We start from the raw sequence: 19550 nt of genomic DNA, 5'->3' as shown, positions 1-19550 counted from the left end.
CGGTTCATTCCTCCGGCCCCTTTGTCGCGACTCCTACCGTCTGGGGCGTGGAAGTGGAGGTGGCGCGGCCGGGGTTCCGCCGGTCGGAGGCTGCCCGCCACCAGTACAAGGGGAAGTAGGCGCACATTATTGCCAGACCGAGCAAGAAGAGGAATGGGGATTCGTTGGGTCCCACGACGATGTGGGGGGCGTTGAAACCTCCGTACCAGTACACCACCATCCAGAACGCAAATATGGCGAGTGCGATCCAGCGGACGAATCCTGGGAGTCGGTATGGACGCTCGACATCTGGTCGGAGCTGCCGGTGCACGAAATATCCGGCAAGTGCCAGAGCGCAGGCGAAAAGATAGCCGGCGTTAGAGAAGATATAGATCCGGGCGGGCGAGCCGAAGAGCACAACGATCATCGAACAGACGACGTTGAACGCCATTGCCCGGCCGGGCACCCCGTGGCGGTTCGTTCGTTGGAACCAGCGTGGCAGCATGCCGTCCTCGGAGGCCTGGTAAATCGACCGGCCCACACCCATGATCGCGTTGAGCACCGACAGCAGCAACGCCAAGATGAGGGGAATCCCGATGAACCATTTGACCCAGCTTGTCGCGCCGAACAGGTGGCGGGCGAAATCTGTGTACAAGGTCAGCGGGTCCGCTGTCGACAATGCCGCGCCCAGCACACCGACGAACACAATGGGTGTCATCACGTAGATGAACACCCCGTATATACCTTCCGCGGTCATGGCGATCTTGGCGTCCCGTGCGGGCTGGCGGCACTCCCCGATGTAGCACGCGGCCGCCTCCATCGCGATCACGTTCCAGGTGATGGGGAACATCCAGCCGAAGTAGAATGCCGGGCTCCCCGTGACTCCGGCGGGAAGGTGGAGACCGATCAGGTTGTGAATGTCGAAGCTGCCGGCCTTGAAGAAGGGGAGGAACACCAATGCGGTGAGCGGGAGCATAGACAGCACACCGAGCACCGTCGCAAACCCGGCACCGAGGCGGATGCCGAAATGACAGGGAATGTAAAGCAGAGCCAAACCTACGAGGGAGATCGTCAGCACCGTGTAGGTGACTGGTGCTCCCACTGAGCCGAACGGATCGATGCTTTTCCCCTGAGGAAGTTCGAGCAAGGAGGTCACGTAGGAGGCAGTAAGGATCATGTTAATTGGGGCGACCGGAAACCAGCCCAGCCAGTACGACCATCCGGAGAAGCCGCCGATATGTCGGGCGGCCCGGTCGCCGACCAGCGGACGAAACGACTCGGCGGCGTATGAGGGCACTCCACCCGCTCGGTCCGGCCACATTGCTGCCATCTCGGCCAGACACAGGCAAAGGATGAGACCGAAGACGGTGTTGATGCCCATGTAGAACACCGCTGAGGCGCCCATGCCGGCCACCGCCAGCGGCGCGATCCCGGTGACCAGGATGGTGCCGGCGAGTCCGATGACGAACGCGCCCCACCAGTTCGTCTGTTGCCGCAGGCCGGTGCCGAGAGCGTCATTGCTGTTGGCCGAGTCCATGCTGGGCGCCTCCGTATCACGGCACGCTCCTGGCACAGCGGGGAGGCGCCTTCACACGAGAACTGGTATGGGGTGGGCGTTGGCCCACGTTGCCGAGGCGACGGTCCGCCTGCCTGTCACAGAATGTGCACACACGAGAGGCCAGTGGTTCGAGGTCCGGACCTCGAACCGCACTCATCAGACCATCGTGTCAAGGCAGTGTCAAGGCTCACTGAGCGTCTTGCTGTGCTGGCCAGCGGCGTGGCGCCGGCCAGGGGGTTGGCTGAATGGAACCGTTGCCCGAGCCGAAAACGATCTGCCGGAGTTGGTGACGGGTGCGCTCGATGTGCTCACGCATCGCGCTCGCGGCGGTGCCGGGGTTGCCGTCCCGCACGGCCTCGTAGATCTGCTGGTGGTCTCGGCGAGACCCTTCGATCGGCTGCCCGGGCGAGCCAGGCGTGGAACTGGGCGTCGCTGAGCCGGAACGCGGAGTGGCCGCTGCTGACCCGGCCGAGGCTCTTTATCGAGGTGCGCAGCCTTGTCAGGTCGGACGGTCGCGGCGAATCGCGGCCAGACGGGCGGTCTGGGTCTCCAGGGCATTGCGGAGGTCGATGAGGTCGTCGAACTCGCCGGTCTGGCTTCGCATGCGCATCCGCCACTTCTCCAGTGGCTCGATCAGCTCGGTGACGTAGGTGCCGCCGAGAGCACCCCGTCGCACCTGTACGTATCCCTCCTGCTGCTGGTCCGTGATGATGCGGTCGACGTGCGGGAGTGCGGCGGAATGGCGGGCATTGCCTAGCCGGCTGAACCCCGCGGGGCCGTGCCGGCTGAGGCCGGCGCATCGGAGTCGAAGACGATCTGGCGCAGCTGGGCCCGGGCGTTCTCGATGTGCTCGCGGGTGGCGGAGACTGCCGCGTCCGGGTCACTGTCGCATATTGCTTGGTAGATGGCCCTGTGATCGCGGACCGACTCCGCGATCGGGTTGGTGTAGGTGAGCAGGTCGTGGGTTCCGAACAGCTCGGCGCGCGCCGACTCGATCGCTTCCCGCAATCGGGCATTGCCCGATGCTTGGGCCAGGGCAGCGTGGAACTGCGAGTCGGCGAGGCGGAACGCCGCACGCCCCTCCGCCCGCTCCAGATCGTTGATCGACTCCAACAGTGCGCCCAGGTCGGTGTGGCTTCGCCGGCACGCGGCCAGTCGCGCCGCCTCAGTCTCCAATCCGATGCGGAAGTCGACGATGTCGTCGAACGCTCCGGATTCAGTCCGCATCCGGGCCCGCCAGCGGGCGACCGGTTCGTCCAACTCGATGATGTAGGTGCCTCCCAGAGCACCCCGGCGTACTTGGACGTAACCGTCGTTCTGCAGAGACTTGATCGCTTCTCGCAGGCTGATCCGGGCGACGCCCAGCTGCTTGGCGAGGTCCCGCTCGGCCGGCAGGCGATCGCCCGGGCTGAGCTCTCCCAGGTGGATCAGGCGGCGGAGGTGCTCGGCGACGGCTTGCGACAGCGTCTGGGAGGTCACCTCGTTGGCCATGACTCTGAGGTTATACGCGCCGGATGACCCTGGTCGGCGCCATCTCACCCGAGGGGTTGACAGGACACGTCGTCGATGGTCCGGGTCGGGACTCGGACCCGCTGGAGGTAGCGTCGAGCTCGGCCCGAACTCACAGGATGAGTTGTTAACCGGCGGGGATCGTGGACGAATCCTCACCAGGAGTGACTGCCGGAGCTGAACCGAAAACGATGTCCCAGAGCTGGGTTCGTGCGTTCTCGATGTGCTCGCGCACCGCGGCGGCCGACGAGTCCGGGTCGCGGTCGCGTACCGCCTGGTAGATCCTCTGGTGATCGTGGACAGACTCGGCGATCGGGTTGATGTACGGGATCAGGTCGTGGGTGGCGAACAGGTCGGCGCGCGCTGCCTCGATCGCGCTCTCCAGTCGGGTATTGCCGGCCGCGTGCGCCAGCCCGGCGTGGAACTGGGAGTCGGCGAGCCGGAACGCCGCGCGGTTGCCGGCCTGTTCGAGCTTGCTGATCGCTGTGCGCAACGTGACGAGATGTGCCTGATTCCGCCTGACCGCTGCCAACCGGGCTGCCTCGGTCTCCAAGGCGATGCGGTAGTCGACGATGTCGTCGAACTCGCCGGACTCGGTGCGCATCCTGGCTCGCCAGCGGGCAACCGGCTCGTCGAGTTCGATCACGTAGGTGCCTCCGCGCGCCCCCCGGCGAACCTCGACGTAGCCGTCGTTCTGCAAGCTCTTGATCGCGTCTCGCAGACTGATCCGCGCCACGCCGAGCTGTTCGGCTAGGTCTCGTTCGGCTGGCAGGCGGTCGCCCGGGCCGATGTCTCCCCGGTGGATCAATCGACGGAGATGGTCGGCGACGACCTGCGACACGGACTGCGCTGTCACGTGGGCCACCTGGTGAGGTTATACGGGCCCACCCAACGTCGGGTGGCGCCTCCGCTCGGTGGCCTTGACAAGTCTCGAGTCAGATGGTGACCTATTAAAGGTCTTAAGTTGGGACCTAATACCAATCGGCGGATGGCGGATCTGGTGCGTCCTTCGCCACGATGGAGGGGAGCGTCGGCGCATGTGCGGGATTGTCGGGCTGCATCTGAAGAGTCCCGAGCTGCAGCCGCGGCTCGGTGAGCTCTTGGTGCCGATGCTGGAGGCGATGACGTCGCGCGGGCCGGACAGCGCCGGTGTCGCGCTGTACGACGACGCCGGTATGACGGTGATCAAGGACGTCGGACGTCCGAGGGAGATCTGCGAGCGCAACGGTGTCGCGCTGCGGGCCGGCTACCAGGCCGCCGGTCACACCCGGATGGCCACCGAGTCGGCAGTCACCACCGAGGGTGCGCACCCGTTCACCCCGCTGCCGGATCTTGCGCTGGTGCACAACGGCTCGTTCTCTAACCACGCCTCGGTGCGCCGGCAGTTGGCCTATGACGGCATCGAGTGCACCACGGAGAACGACTCCGAGGTGGCCGCCCGGTTCATCGGACGGGAGCTGAGCAACGGAGCCGACCTGGCGGACGCGATGCGGATGGTACTCAAGGAGTTCGACGGCTTCTTCACCCTGCTGGTCACCACGGCAAACCAGTTCGCGGTGCTGCGCGACTCGTTCGCCTGCAAACCCGCTGTGATCGCCGAGACGGACGGCTACGTGGCGATGGCCTCGGAATTTCACGCGCTGGCCGAGCTGCCGGGCATCAGCACCGCGCGCATTTTCGAGCCTGAGCCGGAGACGGTCTACGCGTGGTCCCGATGAGTGGTGAGCCGGTTCAGGAGTTGATGAAGGTCGACCTCACCACGACCTCGGTACGCGAGCTGAACGCGGAGCTGCACAAGCCGACCGCCCGGCGTTACGAGGTGCACAACCCGCGCGGTGCGGAGGCGATCGCGGTCGGGCTGCGGCATGCGATCGAGGTGGAGGTCCACGGTCCGGCCGGCTACTACTGCGCCGGGATGAACATGTTCGCCGACGTCACGGTGCACGGCAGTGTGGGCACCGGGGTCGCGGAGAACATGATGTCCGGATCGGTGCGGGTGCGGGGCAACGCGTCGCAGTCGGCCGGGGCGACCGGGCACGGCGGCCTGCTGGTCATCGAGGGCAGCGCGTCGATGCGCTGCGGTATCTCGATGAAGGGCATCGACATCGTGGTCGGGGGGGACATCGGCCCGATGAGTGCGTTCATGGCGCAGGCCGGCCGGCTGGTCGTCTGCGGTGATGCCGGCGACGGGCTGGGCGACTCGATCTACGAGGCGCGGCTGTACGTCCGAGGCCGGGTCGGTTCACTCGGCGCGGACTGCATCGAGAAGCCGATGCGTGACGAGCACGTCGCCGAGCTCTCCCAGCTGCTCGTGGCCGCCGGGCTGACGCACAATCCCGCCGAGTTCCGCCGGTTCGGTTCTGCCCGGCGGCTCTACCACTTTGCCGCGCACAACTCCGCCGCTTACTAAGTCCAGGGGGCCACGATGACCGATCCCGCTCTGCGTGGGTTGCGCGAGTCCGCCACGTTCGACCGCGCCACGATCGCCGGCATCCAGAAGGCCGCTGAGACCGGTATCTACGACATCCGAGGCTGGGGCGCCAAGCGGGCGCTGCCGCATTTCGATGACCTGCTTTTCCTGGGTGCGAGCATGTCGCGCTACCCGCTGGAGGGCTACCGGGAACGCTGCGACACCGACGTCGTGCTCGGTGACCGGCATGCGAACCGGCCGCTGCACTTGGACATCCCGGTCACCATTGCGGGGATGAGCTTCGGCGCGTTGTCCGCGCAGGCGAAAGAGGCACTGGGGCGCGGAGCCAGCGAGGTGGGTACCTCGACCACCACCGGTGACGGCGGCATGACGCCGGAGGAGCGCGGCCACTCCAAGCAGCTCGTCTACCAGTACCTGCCGTCCCGTTACGGGATGAATCCGGACGACCTGCGTGCCGCTGACGCAATCGAGATCGTGCTCGGTCAGGGTGCGAAGCCCGGTGGTGGTGGCATGCTGCTCGGACAGAAGATCAGCGACCGGGTCGCCGAGATGCGCACCCTGCCGGCCGGCATCGACCAGCGCAGCGCCTGCCGGCACCCGGACTGGACCGGACCGGACGATCTGACCATCAAGATTCTGGAACTGCGAGAGATCACCGACTGGCAGAAGCCGATCTATGTCAAGGTCGGCGCCACCCGCACGTACTACGACGTGAAGCTCGCGGTCGCCGCCGGCGCTGACGTGGTAGTGGTGGACGGCATGCAGGGGGGCACCGCCGCCACCCAGGACGTGTTCATCGAGCACGTCGGCATCCCCACGTTGGCCGCGATCCCGCAGGCCGTGCAGGCGCTGGCCGAGCTGGGTCTGCACCGCAAGGTCCAACTGATCATCTCCGGCGGTATCCGCACCGGCGCCGACGTGGCCAAGGCGATGGCGCTCGGTGCCGACGCGGTAGCCATCGGCACGGCCGCGCTGATCGCGCTCGGCGACAACCACCCCCGCTACGCCGACGAGTACGCGGCGCTCGGCTCGGCACCGGGCTACTACGACGACTACCAGGACGGCCGCGACCCAGCCGGGATCACCACCCAGGACCCGGAACTGGCCGCCCGGCTCGACCCGGTCGAGGGCGGCCGGCGGGTGGCCAACTACCTGCGGGTGCTGACCCTGGAAGCGCAGACTCTGGCCCGGGCCTGCGGCAAGGCCCACCTGCGCCACCTGGAACCGGAAGACCTGGTCGCACTGACCATCGAAGCCGCCGCTATGGCACGGGTACCGCTCGCGGGCACCTCCTGGATCCCGGGACAGGGTCTCTAGAACTACCCACCACTACGAAGGAGTTGGCATGGGTGACGGACGGGACGAGCTGGCCGCGCGCGCGGACGAGGACGGGGTCGAGTTCTTCCTCGCCATGTTCGTGGATCTGCACGGCAAGCCGTGCGCCAAGGCGGTACCGAGATCCAGCCTGAACCTCTTGATGGATGGCGGCGCCGGGTTCGCCGGCTTCGCCGCCGGAGACCTCGGCCAGGGGCCCGCTGACCCGGACATCACGGTGCTGCCCGATCCCGCCTCCTACACCAAGGTGCCGTGGAAGGACGGGATCGCGGTGCTGCACTGCGATCCGTACGTGGGTGACGACCCGTGGCCGTATGCGCCTCGGGTGATCCTCAAGCGGCTACTGAAGGAACTGGCCGAGCAGCGCGGCTGGGTGCTCAAGACCGGCGTCGAGGCGGAATACTCGTTGCTGCGGCGCACCGATAACGGCGGGCTGGTGGTCGCCGACGGGTTGGACACCTCGAGCAAGCCCTGTTACGAGGTCAAGGGCCTGACCCGGATGTGGGACTTCCTGTCCACGCTGTCCCGCCACATGAACCAGCTGGGCTGGGGCAACTACGCCAACGACCACGAGGACGGCAACGGGCAGTTCGAGAGCAACTTCGACTACTCCGACGCGGTCACCACGGCAGACCGGACGATCTTCTTCCGCTACATGGTGCACATGCTGGCCCACGATGCCGGGATGACGGCATCGTTCATGCCCAAGCCGTTCACCAACGTCACCGGCAACGGCCTGCACACCCACCTGAGCCTGTGGGATACGAACGACCGACCGCTGTTCGCCGCCGACGACGACGCGTTGGGCTTGTCCAAGCTGGCCTACCAGTTCATCGCTGGCTTGATGGAGCACGGACCGGCATCCGCCGGCGTGATTTGTCCAACGGTGAACTCCTACAAGCGCATCGGTGTCGGCGCGCCCGACTCCGGGGCGACCTGGGCGCCGGCCTACGTGGCGTACGGCGGCAACAACCGCAGCCTGCTGCTGCGGGTGCCCGCCGGCGGACGGGTCGAGCACCGGGGCCCGGACGGCTCCGCGAACCCGTACCTGGCGTCCGCCGCCCTGCTCTCGGGCGGCCTGGACGGTGTCGATCGAGGGCTCGACCCCGGTGAGCCGGTCACCGACAACTTGTTCGCGCTGTCCCTCGCCGAGGTGGCGGAGCGCGGAATCACCCACCTGCCGAAGACACTGGACCGGGCCGTGGAGGAACTGGTGAAGGACCCGGTGCTGCGTGCCGGGCTCGGGAGCCTGCCGGACGGCAGCGACTTCATCGACTACTTCGCCCGGGTCAAGCAGGCCGAGTTCGATGCATACCACTCGACCGTCTCGCAGTGGGAAATCGACCGATACCTCACCCTCGCCTAACAACGGGGAACAGGAGATTTACTAATGGCCGGGAACGGAACTAGTAGCAGTGGTCGGCGTGCTCTTAAGTATTCCGCGTGGAGTCTGCTGAAGCACGGGTTAACCGGCGGTGATTGGCCGCGCACATTTCGACACCATCCGGTCAAAAGTAGTTACGACGTGGTCATCATCGGTGGCGGTGTGCACGGTCTGGCCACCGCTTACTATCTGGCACACAATCACGGAATCACGAACGTCGCGGTGTTGGAGAAGTCCTACATCGGGTCGGGTGGTTCGGGCCGCAACACCGCGATCCTGCGGTCCAACTACCTGACACCGGAGGGCATCCGGTTCTACGACCGCTCAGTGAAGTTGTACGAGCACCTGGCTGCCGACCTGAACTTCAACGTGATGTTCTCCCAGCGCGGGCACCTCACCTTGGCGCACAACGACAGCTCGCTGCGCACCATGGCGTGGCGGGCCGAGGTGAACAAGCTGCAGGGCGTCGACTCCAGCGTCATCGGGCCGGAGGAGATCAAGAAGTTGGTGCCCTACCTGGACACCTCGGCGCAGACCAGGTATCCGATCCTCGGGGCGCTGTACCACCCTCCGGGCGGGATCATCCGCCACGACGCCGTGGTCTGGGGCTACGCCAGGGCGGCGGACGCGCTGGGCGTGCACATCCACCAGAACACCGAGCTGGTGGGCATCGACGTCGAGGCCGATCGGGTTGTCGGGGTGCGCACCGCTGACGGCAACCGCATCAACACCCAAGTGGTGGTCAACTGCACGGCCGGTTGGTCGACGCTGATCTCGGACCTTGCCGGGGTGTCCATGCCGGTGCAGACGTTCCCGCTGCAGGCGGCGGTCACCGAGCCGGTGAAGCCGTTCCTCGACACCGTGGTGGTGTCCGGGACGCTGCACACCTACGTCAGCCAGACCGACAGGGGCGAGCTTGTGTTCGGCGCCAGCGTCGACCCGTTCGCCTCCTACTCGACACGCGGTTCGCTCGAGTTCGTCGAAGGACTCGCCGGGCACGTGCTGGAGCTGATGCCCGCTGTGTCCAAGATGCGGCTGCTGCGGCAGTGGGCCGGGCTGTGCGACATGACGCCGGACTACTCACCGATCATGGGCCCGACCCCGGTCGGCGGGTTCTATGTCGACGTCGGCTGGGGCACCTACGGTTTCAAAGCCGGACCGGTATCGGGTGAGGCAATGGCCAGCTGTATCGCCAACGAACGTCCGCCGGAGATTATTTCCGCATTCGGGCTGGACCGGTTCGAGGCTGGTCACCTGGTGGGCGAAAAGGGTGCCGCCGCTGTGGGTCACTAGAAACCATCCCACGGGCCAGATTACCCCCTAGATTTGACACGGAGATCAGTCATGATGTTATTGCCGTGCCCGTCGTGTGGAAATCGCAATGTGAGCGAGTTCCGTTATGTCGGCGAGGCGAAATCGCGGCCCGAGCCGGACAAGGCCACTCCGGCCCAATGGCGCCGCTATCTGTACTTCCACCAGAATCCGCTCGGCTGGGCCAGGGAGACCTGGTACCACGGCACCGGCTGCCGGCGTTACTTCTCCCTGGAGCGCCATACCGGCAGCAACCAGGTACGTCGCGTCGGCGCGGGAGGTCGGTCATGAGTACCGCGAAACCATCCTCCCGGCTGCCCGAGCAGCCCGGCGAGGTCATCGACCGGTCGAATACCTTCGTGTTCAGCTGGAACGGCGTCCGGTACGCAGGCCATCCCGGTGACACGATCGCCTCGGCGCTGGCCGCCGCCGGTGTCCGGGTCTTCTCACGCAGCTACAAATACCACCGACCGCGCGGGCTGCTCACCGCCGACATCTTCGATCCGGGTTGCCAGGTCCAGGTCGGCGACGAACCCAACGTGCGCGCCGCGCACCGGTTGGCCGCGCCGGGCCTCGATGTGCGGTCACAGAACACCTGGCCGTCGCTGAAGTACGACATCAAGGCGGTCAACCGGCTCGCCGGCCGGTTCCTCGCCACCGGCTTCTACTACAAGACGTTCATCAAGCCGGAACGGCTGTGGCCCACATACGAGAAGGTGTTGCGCAAGTTCGTGCACGCCGGCGAGGTCCCGCCGAACACCCCGTCCGACTATTTCGACAAGCGCTACGCCCACCCGGACGTGCTGGTCGTCGGCGCGGGGCCGGCGGGGCTGAGCGCCGCGCTCGCCGCCGCCCGAGGCGGCGCCTCGGTCATGCTGGTGGAGCAGGAGCACCAGCTCGGTGGCCACCTGCGCTGGGGTAGCGCCGAGGAGCTGACCGCACTCGCCGAGCTGGAGGCGGCGGTGCGCGCGGAGCCGGGCATCGAGGTGCTCACCGACTCCGTGGCCGCGGCCCGCTACGACGACAACTGGGTGGCCGTCTTCCAACGCAACCTGCCGAACGTGGCGGAGCGGCTGATCAAGGCCCGGGTCAAGACGCTGGTGGTGGCGGCAGGGCTGATCGAGCGGCCCTACGTGTTCGCCGGCAACGACCTGCCGGGAGTGATGCTGTCCACGGCGGTACGCCGGCTCATCAACCTGTATGCGGTGCGGCCCGGTAAGCGCGCCGTTGTGTTCTCCGCCAACCCGGAGGGTGACGCGGCGGCGACGGACCTGCGGGCGGCCGGTGTCGAGGTCGTCGAGGTCGATGCGCGGACTCATCAGGGCGGGCTGAAGGCGCTCGGCACGAATCAGTTGACCGGTGTGGAGCTGGCCGGCGGCCGGCGGATCGACTGCGACCTGCTGGTCACCGCCGTGGGCTGGACCGCGCCCACCTCGCTGCTGAACATGTCCGGCGTGACACCGGTCTACCGGCCGGAGGCCGCGCGCTTCGTACCGGATACGACCCGGATGCCTGACACGGTGCTGGCCACCGGCGGCCTCACGGGCGACGGCACCCTGGCGGAGCTGCGCACGCACGGCGATGCTGTCGGACGAGAAGCCGCCCGGCGGGCTCTGGGACTGGCCAACCGGTGGAACGCCGGCCGGGCCACCTTGGACCCGGACGCCGCGAGCGGGTCGGTTCAGCCCAGCGATCCGGTAGCCATCCCGACGTTGGCGCTGCTGCCACACCCCGAGCTGTTCTTCACCCCCGGTGGCGGCTTCGTTGACTTCTCCGAGGACGTCTCGGCAAAGGACATCTTCACCGCTGTCAAGGAAGGCTACGACTCGTCCGAGCTGGTCAAGCGCTACACCACGGCGACGATGGGTCCGGCGCAGGGCAAGCTGGAGTCGGTCAACACTGTGGCGTTGGTCGCGGCGGCAACCGGTCGCAGCATCGCCGAGACCGGGGTGACCACCTGGCGGCCGATGTACACCCCGCCCACCCTCGGCGCGCTGGCCGGACGCAAGTTCGAGCCGGTGCGCTACTCACCGATGCAATCGTGGCACGCCCAGCACGGCGCGGTGCCACTCGTCGCCGGGCAGTGGATTCGCCCGGAGCACTACGGCGACCCGGTCGGCGAGGTGCGCAACGTCCGGGAGAACGTCGGCATCATCGACGTGACGCCGATCGGCAAGCTCGACCTGCGCGGTCCGGACGTGCCCAAGCTGCTGAACCTGCTCTACGTCAACAAGTGGTCCAAGCTCGGCGTCGGCCGGGTTCGCTACGGCGTGATGTGCGCCGAGGACGGCGTGGTCATGGACGACGGTGTCACCGGCAGGCTCGGCGAGGACCACTACCTGATGTCCACCACCTCCTCCGGCGCCGCATCGGTGTGGGAGTGGGTGGAGAACTGGCTGCAGACCGAACACCCGGACTGGCAGGTGCACGTCACGCCGGTGACCACCGCGTACGCCAGCATCAACGTCGCCGGGCCGCACTGCAGGGAGCTGCTCGAGCGCCTCGTCGAGGGTGTTGACCTGAGACCTGAGGCGTTCGACTACATGAACGTGCGCACGGGCACCGTCGCCGGCGTCGCCGACTGCGTGCTGTGGCGGATCGGGTTCACCGGCGAGCTCTCCTACGAGCTGCACGTACCGGCGAGCTACGGGCTACATGTCTGGGAGCGGCTGCTGGCCACCGGCGCGGACCTCGGCATCCGCCCGTTCGGTGTCGAGGCGCAGCGCATCCTGCGGCTGGAGAAGGGCCACTTCATCGTCGGCCAGGACACCGACGGACTCACCCAGGCCTACACCGCCGGCCTGGACTGGGCGATCAAGCTGGACAAGGAGGACTTCGTCGGGAAGACGGAGCTGCGTTGGCAGGCCGACCGGGCGAACTACCCGAGGCTCGTCGGGCTGCAGCCGCTGGACCCGAACATCGTGCCCCAGGAAGCCAGCCAGATCATCAGCGACGGTGGCCACATCGTCGGCCGGATCACCTCCAGCCGGATGTCGCCGACGCTGAACCGCTCGATCTGCCTCGGTCAGCTCGACCCACACCTGGCCGAGCCGGGCACCCGGGTCACCGTGCGCCTGCACGACGGGCGGGACATCGACGCCGAGGTGACCGCCGAGCACGCCCACTTCGACCCGGAAGGCAAGCGCCAACGTGTCTGATTCTCCTACCCCATTGGCCAGAGGGCCGATCGCAGTGGCGGGTCCAGTGCGCAGCAGCGACGGGTGGGAGGTCGGTACCCGACGCGCAACGGGCGAGCTCACCCTCACCGACGTCACCCCATTGGCGAAGGTCTCGGTCCGCGCACCGGAGGGCGGCGCGGTACGGCGTGCCCTGGGCACACCGTTCGGCCGTACCGGGCGGCATCCGTCGCTCGGCCTGGTCGTCGGTTCGGGTCCGGGGGAGTGGCTCGTCCTCGGCCCACCCGACTCGGGTTCTCGGCTGCGCGACGAGCTGAACCGGATCGCTCACGAGTCCGGTGAGTTCGCGTCGGTGGTCGAGCTGACCCACGGTCGGGCACTGGTCCGGTTGCGCGGTGCCGACTCGGCTGCGCTGCTGGCCAAGCTGTGCGCCGTCGACCTCGCCGACACGGTGACCCCGAACGGTGCCGCGTTCCGGTCCTCGGTCGCCAGAATCACGACCGACGTGGTCCGCGACGACGACGCGGGCGTGCGGTCCTATCTACTGCACTGCGAGCGCTCCTCGGGCCAATACCTGGCCGAGTGCCTGCTGGACGCGGGCGCCGAGTTCGACATCGACATAGACGCGTTCACCTCGCCCGGTATCTGACAGGAGTGATCATGACCGTGCAATCGACGGTCCAGCGCAGTGCCAACCCGGACCGCAAGGCCTCCTTGACCCCGGGCCTGCCGGAAGACCTCGGCAGGCTGACCGCGTCCTGCCAGGACCGGCCAGGGATCGTCGCGGCGGTGACCGCGTTCCTGCACGCGCGAGGCGCCAACATCGTGCAATACGACCAGGAAACCACCAACGCCAGCGGCGGCCGATTCTTCCAGCGGCTGGTCTTCCACCTACCGGGGCTCACCGAGGCGTTGCCCGAGCTGGAGCGGACATTCGCCGAGGAGATCGCAGGCCGGTTCGACATGACGTTCCGGTTGCGCGACGTGTCAGTGCCGCCGAGGGTCGCGGTGTTCGTGTCCCGCTACGACCACTGTCTGCTCGACCTGCTGTGGCGGTGGCGGCGCGGTGAGTTGCCGATCGACATCGTCCAGGTGGTGTCCAACCACCCGGACCTGGAGGTCGAGGTCGCCGGGTTCGGGGTGCCCTACGAGCACATCCCGGTGACCAGGGCGACAAAAGCGGATGCCGAGCAGCGTCAACTCGACCTGCTCGCCGGGCGGGTCGACCTGGTCGTGATGGCCCGCTACATGCAGATCCTCTCCGGCGACCTCCTGGAACGAATCGGCGTACCGGTGATCAACATCCACCACTCGTTCCTCCCCGCGTTCGCCGGTGCCGGGCCCTATGAGCGGGCCAAGGAACGCGGCGTGAAGTTGATCGGCGCGACCGCGCACTACGCCACCGAGGACCTGGACGAAGGCCCGATCATCGAGCAGGACGTCATCCGGGTGTCGCACCGGCACAGCTCTGCCGACCTGGTCCGACTCGGCGCCGACATCGAACGGAGCGTTCTCGCCCGCGCGGTGACCTGGCACAGCGAAGACCGGGTACTGGTCAACGGTCTCACGACGATCGTCTTCTGAGGAACCGAGGAGTTTGAGCATGTCCGCGCTGATTATCGACGGTAAGGCCGCCGCCGCCGAACTGCGGGAGGAGGTCACTCGGGAGGTCGCTCTGCTCGAGGAAGCGCCGGGGCTTGCCACTCTGCTGGTCGGAGATGATCCGGCATCGGAGATTTACGTACGGAACAAACGTCGGCTGTGCGTCAAGGCGGGCATGCGGGATCTGCATCGGCATCTGCCGGCGGAGATCTCGCAGGTGGAGCTGGCCGAGATCATCGACGAGCTGAACGCCGATCCGGCGGTGACCGGAATTCTGCTGCAGCTGCCGCTGCCGAAACATCTGGACGCGGTGGACCTGCTCGCCCGGATTGACCCGGACAAGGACGTCGACGGGCTCACCGAGACCAGCGCTGGGCGGCTCGCGTCGGGGGTGACCGGACTACGGCCGTGCACGCCGGCCGGGGTGATGCGCTTGCTCGACAGAGCAGGTGTGCCGCTGGCCGGCGCAAATGCGGTCGTGGTCGGCAGGTCCAACCTGGTCGGCCGGCCGCAAGCCCAGCTGTTGTTGCAGCGAGACGCCACAGTCACGATATGTCACCGCTACACCAGGGACCTGCCGGTGATCTGCCGTCGGGCCGACGTGCTGATCGCGGCCGCCGGCGTACGCCACCTCATCGGGCGCGACGCGATCAAGCCCGGCGCCACAGTGATCGATGTCGGTATTCACCGCACCGAGACCGGTCTGTGCGGCGATGTCGACACCGCGGCGGTTCTGGACGTTGCCGGGGCGATCACCCCCGTTCCCGGCGGTGTGGGACCAATGACCATCGCCATGTTGCTGTGGAACACGGTCGAGGCAGCTCGCCTCAGAACAGCCGCCTGACCGGTTTTCGCCGCAACGCCGTCAGCCCCAAATTGACCACGGCTTCAGGATAGGAATGGATGACACGAATGCGTCTACCGACCAATTACCGCACAAGACCGGTCGTGGAGGCAGGAGCGAGCGCCCGGACCTTCCTAAGCTGGCGAAGTACCTGCTCGACGTTCAGGTCTCCACGAAAGTGACCGCGAAAGCCGGTCTGCCTCCACGGCGACGACGCCAAGTCGGGAGGCTGCAGGTCATCTCATACGGGGCTGGCGAAGTGGTTCATCATTGTGGCCGAGTCTCGCAACAAGGCCGACTCCGGCACTACCCACTCCAGATCTTGAATGTGTTGCAGGTAGGTGCGGGGTGCCTAGCTGGTGACGCCCTTTCAGGGGGCCGGGCCGGTATACGCCAGAATCCTGCCGCTAGGGTCAGCCTCCAACGCCGTGGCCTGGGCAGGTGATCCGATAGCGCTGCCGTGGGAACGGGGATTTTGACGGTTCTTGTGAGCCATCGCCGCATTTCAGAGGGACATCCGCGCTGTTCTGCCAGCGGTGAACCCCGGCCCGACCGGGCTCGACGATCACTAAAGTCCAGTCTCATGACGACGATTACAACGCGCACGGTCGAGTACCCGGCCGATGGTCTGACGATGATCGGGCACCTCGCACTCCCGGCCGGGGTCGACCGCCGGCCAGCGGTGCTGCTCGGGCCAGAGGGCATGGGGCTCAGCGACGTCGAGCGCCGCCGGGCCGATGCTCTCGCCGAGCTGGGATACGTAGCGCTGGCCTTCGACCTTCACGGCGGGCGCTATTTGGGTGACCCCGAGGAGATGCTGGCCCGTTGCATGCCGCTGCTCGCCAACCCCGACCGGATGCGGGGCATCGGTCATGCGGCGCTCGACGTGTTGCGCGCCGAACCGCGGACCGACCCCGACCGGATCGCCGCCATCGGCTACGGCACCGGGGGCGCCGTCGGGCTGGAACTCGGGCGCGACGGCGTCAACCTGCGCGCGATCGGGACAGTCAACGCGCTGACCACGGGCCGACCGGGCGAGGCGGTGCGCATTCGCTGCCCGGTGTGGGCCGGGGTCGGGTCGGAAGACCCGATCATGCCGCCCGCGCAACGGGGTGCGTTCACCGCCGAGATGCAGGCCGCGGGCGTCGACTGGCGCCTCGTGGTCTACGGCGGCGCCTTGCACGCCTTCCACCACCCGCCGGTCGACCACCCCATGGTCCCCGGCGTCGGCTACCACCCACGGCACGCGCAGCGAGCCTGGCGCGACGTCGTCGACCTGCTCTCCGATTGCCTGCCCGTGACGGAGGATCTGGTCAGTCCAAGCTCGGCCACCCGCTGACCAGTGCTTACCGGTCACTACGGCACATTTCTGGCGTGCTCCGGTCCCGTCGCTTCCTTCAATGCCGCAGGACGCCGACGACAGTCGGGACCTGCGCTTCCGGATTCAACGTGCTGGCCCGACCCGACCTGCTGTCGGCTATCGGTCGGCGGGTCTCGTCACAGCGCTCGTCGCCGGGCACAGACTGCGCGTGCCACGGACTCGTCGGGTTGAGCTGTCTGAGCGACGGGCTGATGCTCTGCAGGGGTAATCACTCTCGCAGCGTGTGCGGCTCGTCGACTTGTGGCAGCGATTGTGAGGATGGCGATCGCCCGCGGTGAGACGATCACAGTCCGCCGGTCGGCCCAAGAACATCCACTGGCGGCGCGTCCGGCGTGCTGATCGCCCGAGCTGGTTCCCCTCGGACCGACCGCCGACTCGGCGAGCACCCGGGGGCGGTCATAGCCCGACACTGACCGTGGGTGACACTGAGGATCATGGACGGGCCCATTGGCCTCGGTTTCGCATGGCTGGCGCTGCTCGGGCAACGCCTCGGTCTGGCGCACCCGGACGACCCTACGCACGCGGTCCCCGCCGCCATGTCTGCCCATGGCTTCCGACGCGGCGAACTCCACCGGTCGCCCAGCTCAGATTCGGGGTTGGTTCCTGATCAGCGCAAACCCATCGAACCTCGCGATGCATGACCAGGCTGACACGGAGCCGGTGGGATCACCAGATGTCCCCGGGCCTTATCCAGGACGACGTAAATCGACTACGGCGGTGTATTCCGGTCCGGCCTGGGTACTCAGCTAAGCCTGGGTTTTGATCCCTACGGTTGCCTGGAGGATCCGATGCTCGCCATCGTCGCCGCGGTTTTGTTCCTTATCGCCCTGATCTTCGAGCTTGCCGGCATCACACTGAGCGTGGTCACCGCGACTGTACTGCTGACCGCCGGGCTGCTCTTCTTGGCGCTATTCCTAGCCGGCGTGGGTGGGGGTGCCCGGATTGGCCGGCTCTGACCGCCCCGCGGCAGTTCCCAGGCAAGAGCCGAGTGCTCGCGCTCGCGGAGGACGTGGCGTGTGTGTGCCGTGCGTTGGGTCTGCGTGCGTTGGTCCCCACCACCGTCCGCCCGCGCACCAGGTTGCGCCCGCTTAGCCGCACTCACGGGGAGGCCGGCGGCGTGCGCACAACCCACGACTACGCAAGATCGTCCAGAGGGCAAACGTGGCCTGACGCAGCACTGGCGGATCGACCGGCGGGCGGCGCGAGCACCGTCCGGTCCCGCACGTCTGCTGCGGTCCTGATGGCGAATTCGCTGATCAGCCGCAGCGCGTCGCCCGCCCACGCGGGCAGGTTGCGGTCCCGGGCTTCGTCCTCTCGGGCCGATACGCCAACCCTTCCGTAAAGCGCACGATCGCCTTAACCGCGATGTAGCCCATCACGCCGTGACGTGACCCGGAAGGACGGAAAATCCCGCATGAAGGCAGTCGTGTACCACGGCCCCCGAGACGTCCGAGTGGAGCAGGTGCCGGACCCCAGGATCGAGAAACCGACCGACGCGATCGTGCGCATCACGAGCACGAACATCTGCGGTTCGGACCTGCACATGTACGAGGGCCGGACCAGCTTCGAACCGGGGCGGGTGTTCGGCCACGAGAACCTCGGCGAGGTCGTCGAGGTCGGCAACGCCGTGGAGAGGATCAAGGTCGGCGACATGGTCTCCGCGCCCTTCAACGTGAGCTGCGGACACTGCGGCAACTGCGAGCGCCAGCTGACCAACTACTGCCTGACCGCCAACAAGCCCGGCATCGCCGGGGCCGCGTACGGGTTCGCCGACATGGGCCCCTGGCAGGGCGGACAGGCCGAGTACCTGCGCGTGCCGTGGGCCGACTTCGATGCCCTGCGGCTTCCCGAGGACGCCCGCGACCGGCAGAACGACTACGTGATGCTGTCCGACATCTTCCCGACCGGCTGGCACTCGACCGAGATGGCCGGGCTCTACCCCGGCGCCACTGTGGTGATCTACGGCGCCGGCCCCGTCGGGCTGATGGCCGCGCTCTCGGCCATCCTGAAGAGCGCGTCGCGGGTGTGGATCGTGGACCGGCATCCCGACCGGCTCCGGCTCGCCGAGGAGATCGGCGCCATCCCGATCGACGACTCCAAGCTCGACCCCGTCCAGTTCGTGCTGGACCAGACGAACGGATGGGGAGCCGATTGCGGGTGCGAATGCGTCGGATACCAAGCGCACGATCCAAAGGGTCAAGAGCACAACAACGACACGCTCGACAAGCTCGTCCGCTCGGTGAAGTTCACCGGCCGGATCGGCACGGTCGGCGTCTACGTCCCGCAGGACCCGAAGGCCCCGGACGAGTTCGAGAAGCAGGGCAAGGTCCCGTTCGACTTCGGGCTGCACTGGTTCAAGGGCCAGTCGCAGGGGACCGGCCAGTGCCCGGTGAAGCGGTACAACCGCAACCTGCTCAGCCTCATCCAGGAGAACAAGTGCACGCCGTCCTGGATCGTGTCCCACGAGTTGCCACTCGAACGCGCCCCGGAAGCGTACAAGGCCTTCGACGCTCGCGAGAACGGCTGGACGAAGGTCGTGCTCAAGCCGCAGATGTCGGCGAGCTGACCCCACCGCACGACGAAGGGCCGCACGACGAAGCCAAGCCCTCCGCGCCGCCTCTCCGCGGCCGGAGGGCCTTCTCCGACACCGCGGACGCGCCCTGGACCTTGATCAAGGGCAACGACAAGAAGCGCGCTCGGCTCGAGGCCGTGCGCTACGTGCTGTCGTGGAGGCCCGGGACTCCCGAACGCGCGGCCAGCCGCCAGTCGGCTCGGGCCAGCAGCTACCAGCGCATTCGGGAGTTGCCGACGCACTAGCGGGAAGCGGCGATGCTCAGACGCGGCCATCGCCGGGCCAGACCACACCGAGGAGTCTGAGCTGGCAGCAGGATCCAGTTCACCCTCGTGCGTCCGGTTGGGGCTGGCCGTAGATACGGGAGCCCTGCTCGTCAACTGCGGGCGAACTCAAGGGCTTCGCGCGCCAGCGCAGACCAAGCAAGCTCGGACCCTGGATCGAGGCTGAGCCATTCCTTGAAGGGCGTGCGCTTGGTCGGAGACGGCCGCCTCTCAGCAAGGCGAC

General features: G+C 67.2%; 18 protein-coding genes. 13 read left to right on the top strand and 5 right to left on the bottom strand.

All coding sequences use genetic code 11. The annotated features are described in order from the left end of the window. Nucleotides 1-4 precede the first annotated feature (4 nt). From ACTXG6_RS03710 to ACTXG6_RS03690, 5 genes are all read right to left on the bottom strand, one after another. Nucleotides 5-1516: an APC family permease gene (locus ACTXG6_RS03710; RefSeq protein ID WP_445186353.1), complete on the bottom strand. Its 1512-nt coding sequence runs from the start codon at nucleotides 1514-1516 to the stop codon at nucleotides 5-7. A 208-nt stretch (nucleotides 1517-1724) separates the two neighbouring features. After that, the gene (locus ACTXG6_RS03705; RefSeq protein WP_445189897.1) at nucleotides 1725-1931 is read right to left on the bottom strand and encodes an FCD domain-containing protein; all 207 of its coding nucleotides are present in this window, start codon (nucleotides 1929-1931) and stop codon (nucleotides 1725-1727) included. A 105-nt stretch (nucleotides 1932-2036) separates the two neighbouring features. Continuing rightward, the gene (locus ACTXG6_RS03700; protein WP_445186352.1) at nucleotides 2037-2213 is read right to left on the bottom strand and encodes a hypothetical protein; all 177 of its coding nucleotides are present in this window, start codon (nucleotides 2211-2213) and stop codon (nucleotides 2037-2039) included. A 77-nt stretch (nucleotides 2214-2290) separates the two neighbouring features. Next, complete coding sequence (locus ACTXG6_RS03695) at nucleotides 2291-3028, bottom strand: FadR/GntR family transcriptional regulator (RefSeq protein ID WP_445186351.1); 738 nt, start codon at nucleotides 3026-3028, stop codon at nucleotides 2291-2293. A gap of 145 nt (nucleotides 3029-3173) precedes the next feature. Then, nucleotides 3174-3902, bottom strand: a complete 729-nt coding sequence (locus ACTXG6_RS03690) for a FadR/GntR family transcriptional regulator (protein ID WP_445186350.1) — start codon at nucleotides 3900-3902, stop codon at nucleotides 3174-3176. A 181-nt stretch (nucleotides 3903-4083) separates the two neighbouring features. Between ACTXG6_RS03690 and ACTXG6_RS03685 the strand changes: the two genes are divergently transcribed. From ACTXG6_RS03685 to ACTXG6_RS03625, 13 genes are all read left to right on the top strand, one after another. Further along, nucleotides 4084-4764 (top strand): class II glutamine amidotransferase, encoded by a 681-nt coding sequence (locus ACTXG6_RS03685; protein ID WP_445186349.1) that lies wholly within the window; start codon nucleotides 4084-4086, stop codon nucleotides 4762-4764. Beyond that, nucleotides 4761-5456, top strand: a complete 696-nt coding sequence (locus tag ACTXG6_RS03680) for a glutamate synthase (RefSeq protein WP_445186348.1) — start codon at nucleotides 4761-4763, stop codon at nucleotides 5454-5456. Before ACTXG6_RS03685 ends, ACTXG6_RS03680 begins: the two co-directional genes overlap by 4 nt. Before the next feature lie 15 nt (nucleotides 5457-5471). Further along, on the top strand, nucleotides 5472-6794 hold the full coding sequence (locus tag ACTXG6_RS03675; RefSeq protein WP_445186347.1) for an FMN-binding glutamate synthase family protein: 1323 nt from the start codon (nucleotides 5472-5474) through the stop codon (nucleotides 6792-6794). Nucleotides 6795-6822: 28 nt separating this feature from the next. Then, a complete protein-coding gene (glnT, locus tag ACTXG6_RS03670; RefSeq protein ID WP_445186346.1) occupies nucleotides 6823-8178 on the top strand; it encodes a type III glutamate--ammonia ligase in 1356 nt (451 codons plus the stop codon). A gap of 159 nt (nucleotides 8179-8337) precedes the next feature. Continuing rightward, nucleotides 8338-9489 carry an FAD-dependent oxidoreductase gene (locus ACTXG6_RS03665; RefSeq protein WP_445186345.1) on the top strand — a complete coding sequence of 384 codons (1152 nt, stop codon included), beginning with the start codon at nucleotides 8338-8340 and terminating at the stop codon, nucleotides 9487-9489. Between the two features lie 51 nt (nucleotides 9490-9540). Further along, entirely contained in the window at nucleotides 9541-9798 is a 258-nt protein-coding gene (locus ACTXG6_RS03660; protein WP_445186344.1) for a sarcosine oxidase subunit delta, read from the top strand. Continuing rightward, nucleotides 9795-12665 (top strand): 2Fe-2S iron-sulfur cluster-binding protein, encoded by a 2871-nt coding sequence (locus ACTXG6_RS03655; RefSeq protein WP_445186343.1) that lies wholly within the window; start codon nucleotides 9795-9797, stop codon nucleotides 12663-12665. The genes ACTXG6_RS03660 and ACTXG6_RS03655 overlap by 4 nt, the downstream gene beginning before the upstream one ends. A 46-nt stretch (nucleotides 12666-12711) precedes the next feature. Then, nucleotides 12712-13293 carry a sarcosine oxidase subunit gamma gene (locus ACTXG6_RS03650; protein ID WP_445186342.1) on the top strand — a complete coding sequence of 194 codons (582 nt, stop codon included), beginning with the start codon at nucleotides 12712-12714 and terminating at the stop codon, nucleotides 13291-13293. An 11-nt stretch (nucleotides 13294-13304) separates the two neighbouring features. After that, nucleotides 13305-14228, top strand: coding sequence for a formyltetrahydrofolate deformylase (purU, locus tag ACTXG6_RS03645; protein WP_445186341.1), 924 nt, complete (start codon nucleotides 13305-13307; stop codon nucleotides 14226-14228). A gap of 19 nt (nucleotides 14229-14247) precedes the next feature. Next, nucleotides 14248-15090 carry a bifunctional methylenetetrahydrofolate dehydrogenase/methenyltetrahydrofolate cyclohydrolase FolD gene (gene folD / locus ACTXG6_RS03640; protein WP_445186340.1) on the top strand — a complete coding sequence of 281 codons (843 nt, stop codon included), beginning with the start codon at nucleotides 14248-14250 and terminating at the stop codon, nucleotides 15088-15090. A 583-nt stretch (nucleotides 15091-15673) separates the two neighbouring features. Next, a complete protein-coding gene (locus ACTXG6_RS03635; protein WP_445186339.1) occupies nucleotides 15674-16429 on the top strand; it encodes a dienelactone hydrolase family protein in 756 nt (251 codons plus the stop codon). Between the two features lie 830 nt (nucleotides 16430-17259). Next, the gene (locus ACTXG6_RS03630) at nucleotides 17260-17427 is read left to right on the top strand and encodes a hypothetical protein (RefSeq protein ID WP_445186338.1); all 168 of its coding nucleotides are present in this window, start codon (nucleotides 17260-17262) and stop codon (nucleotides 17425-17427) included. A gap of 458 nt (nucleotides 17428-17885) precedes the next feature. Further along, the gene (locus ACTXG6_RS03625) at nucleotides 17886-19037 is read left to right on the top strand and encodes a glutathione-independent formaldehyde dehydrogenase (protein WP_445186337.1); all 1152 of its coding nucleotides are present in this window, start codon (nucleotides 17886-17888) and stop codon (nucleotides 19035-19037) included. Nucleotides 19038-19550 lie beyond the last annotated feature (513 nt).

This window comes from Pseudonocardia sp. Cha107L01, assembly GCF_052566575.1.
This window is presented reverse-complemented; position numbering and strand designations above follow the sequence as displayed.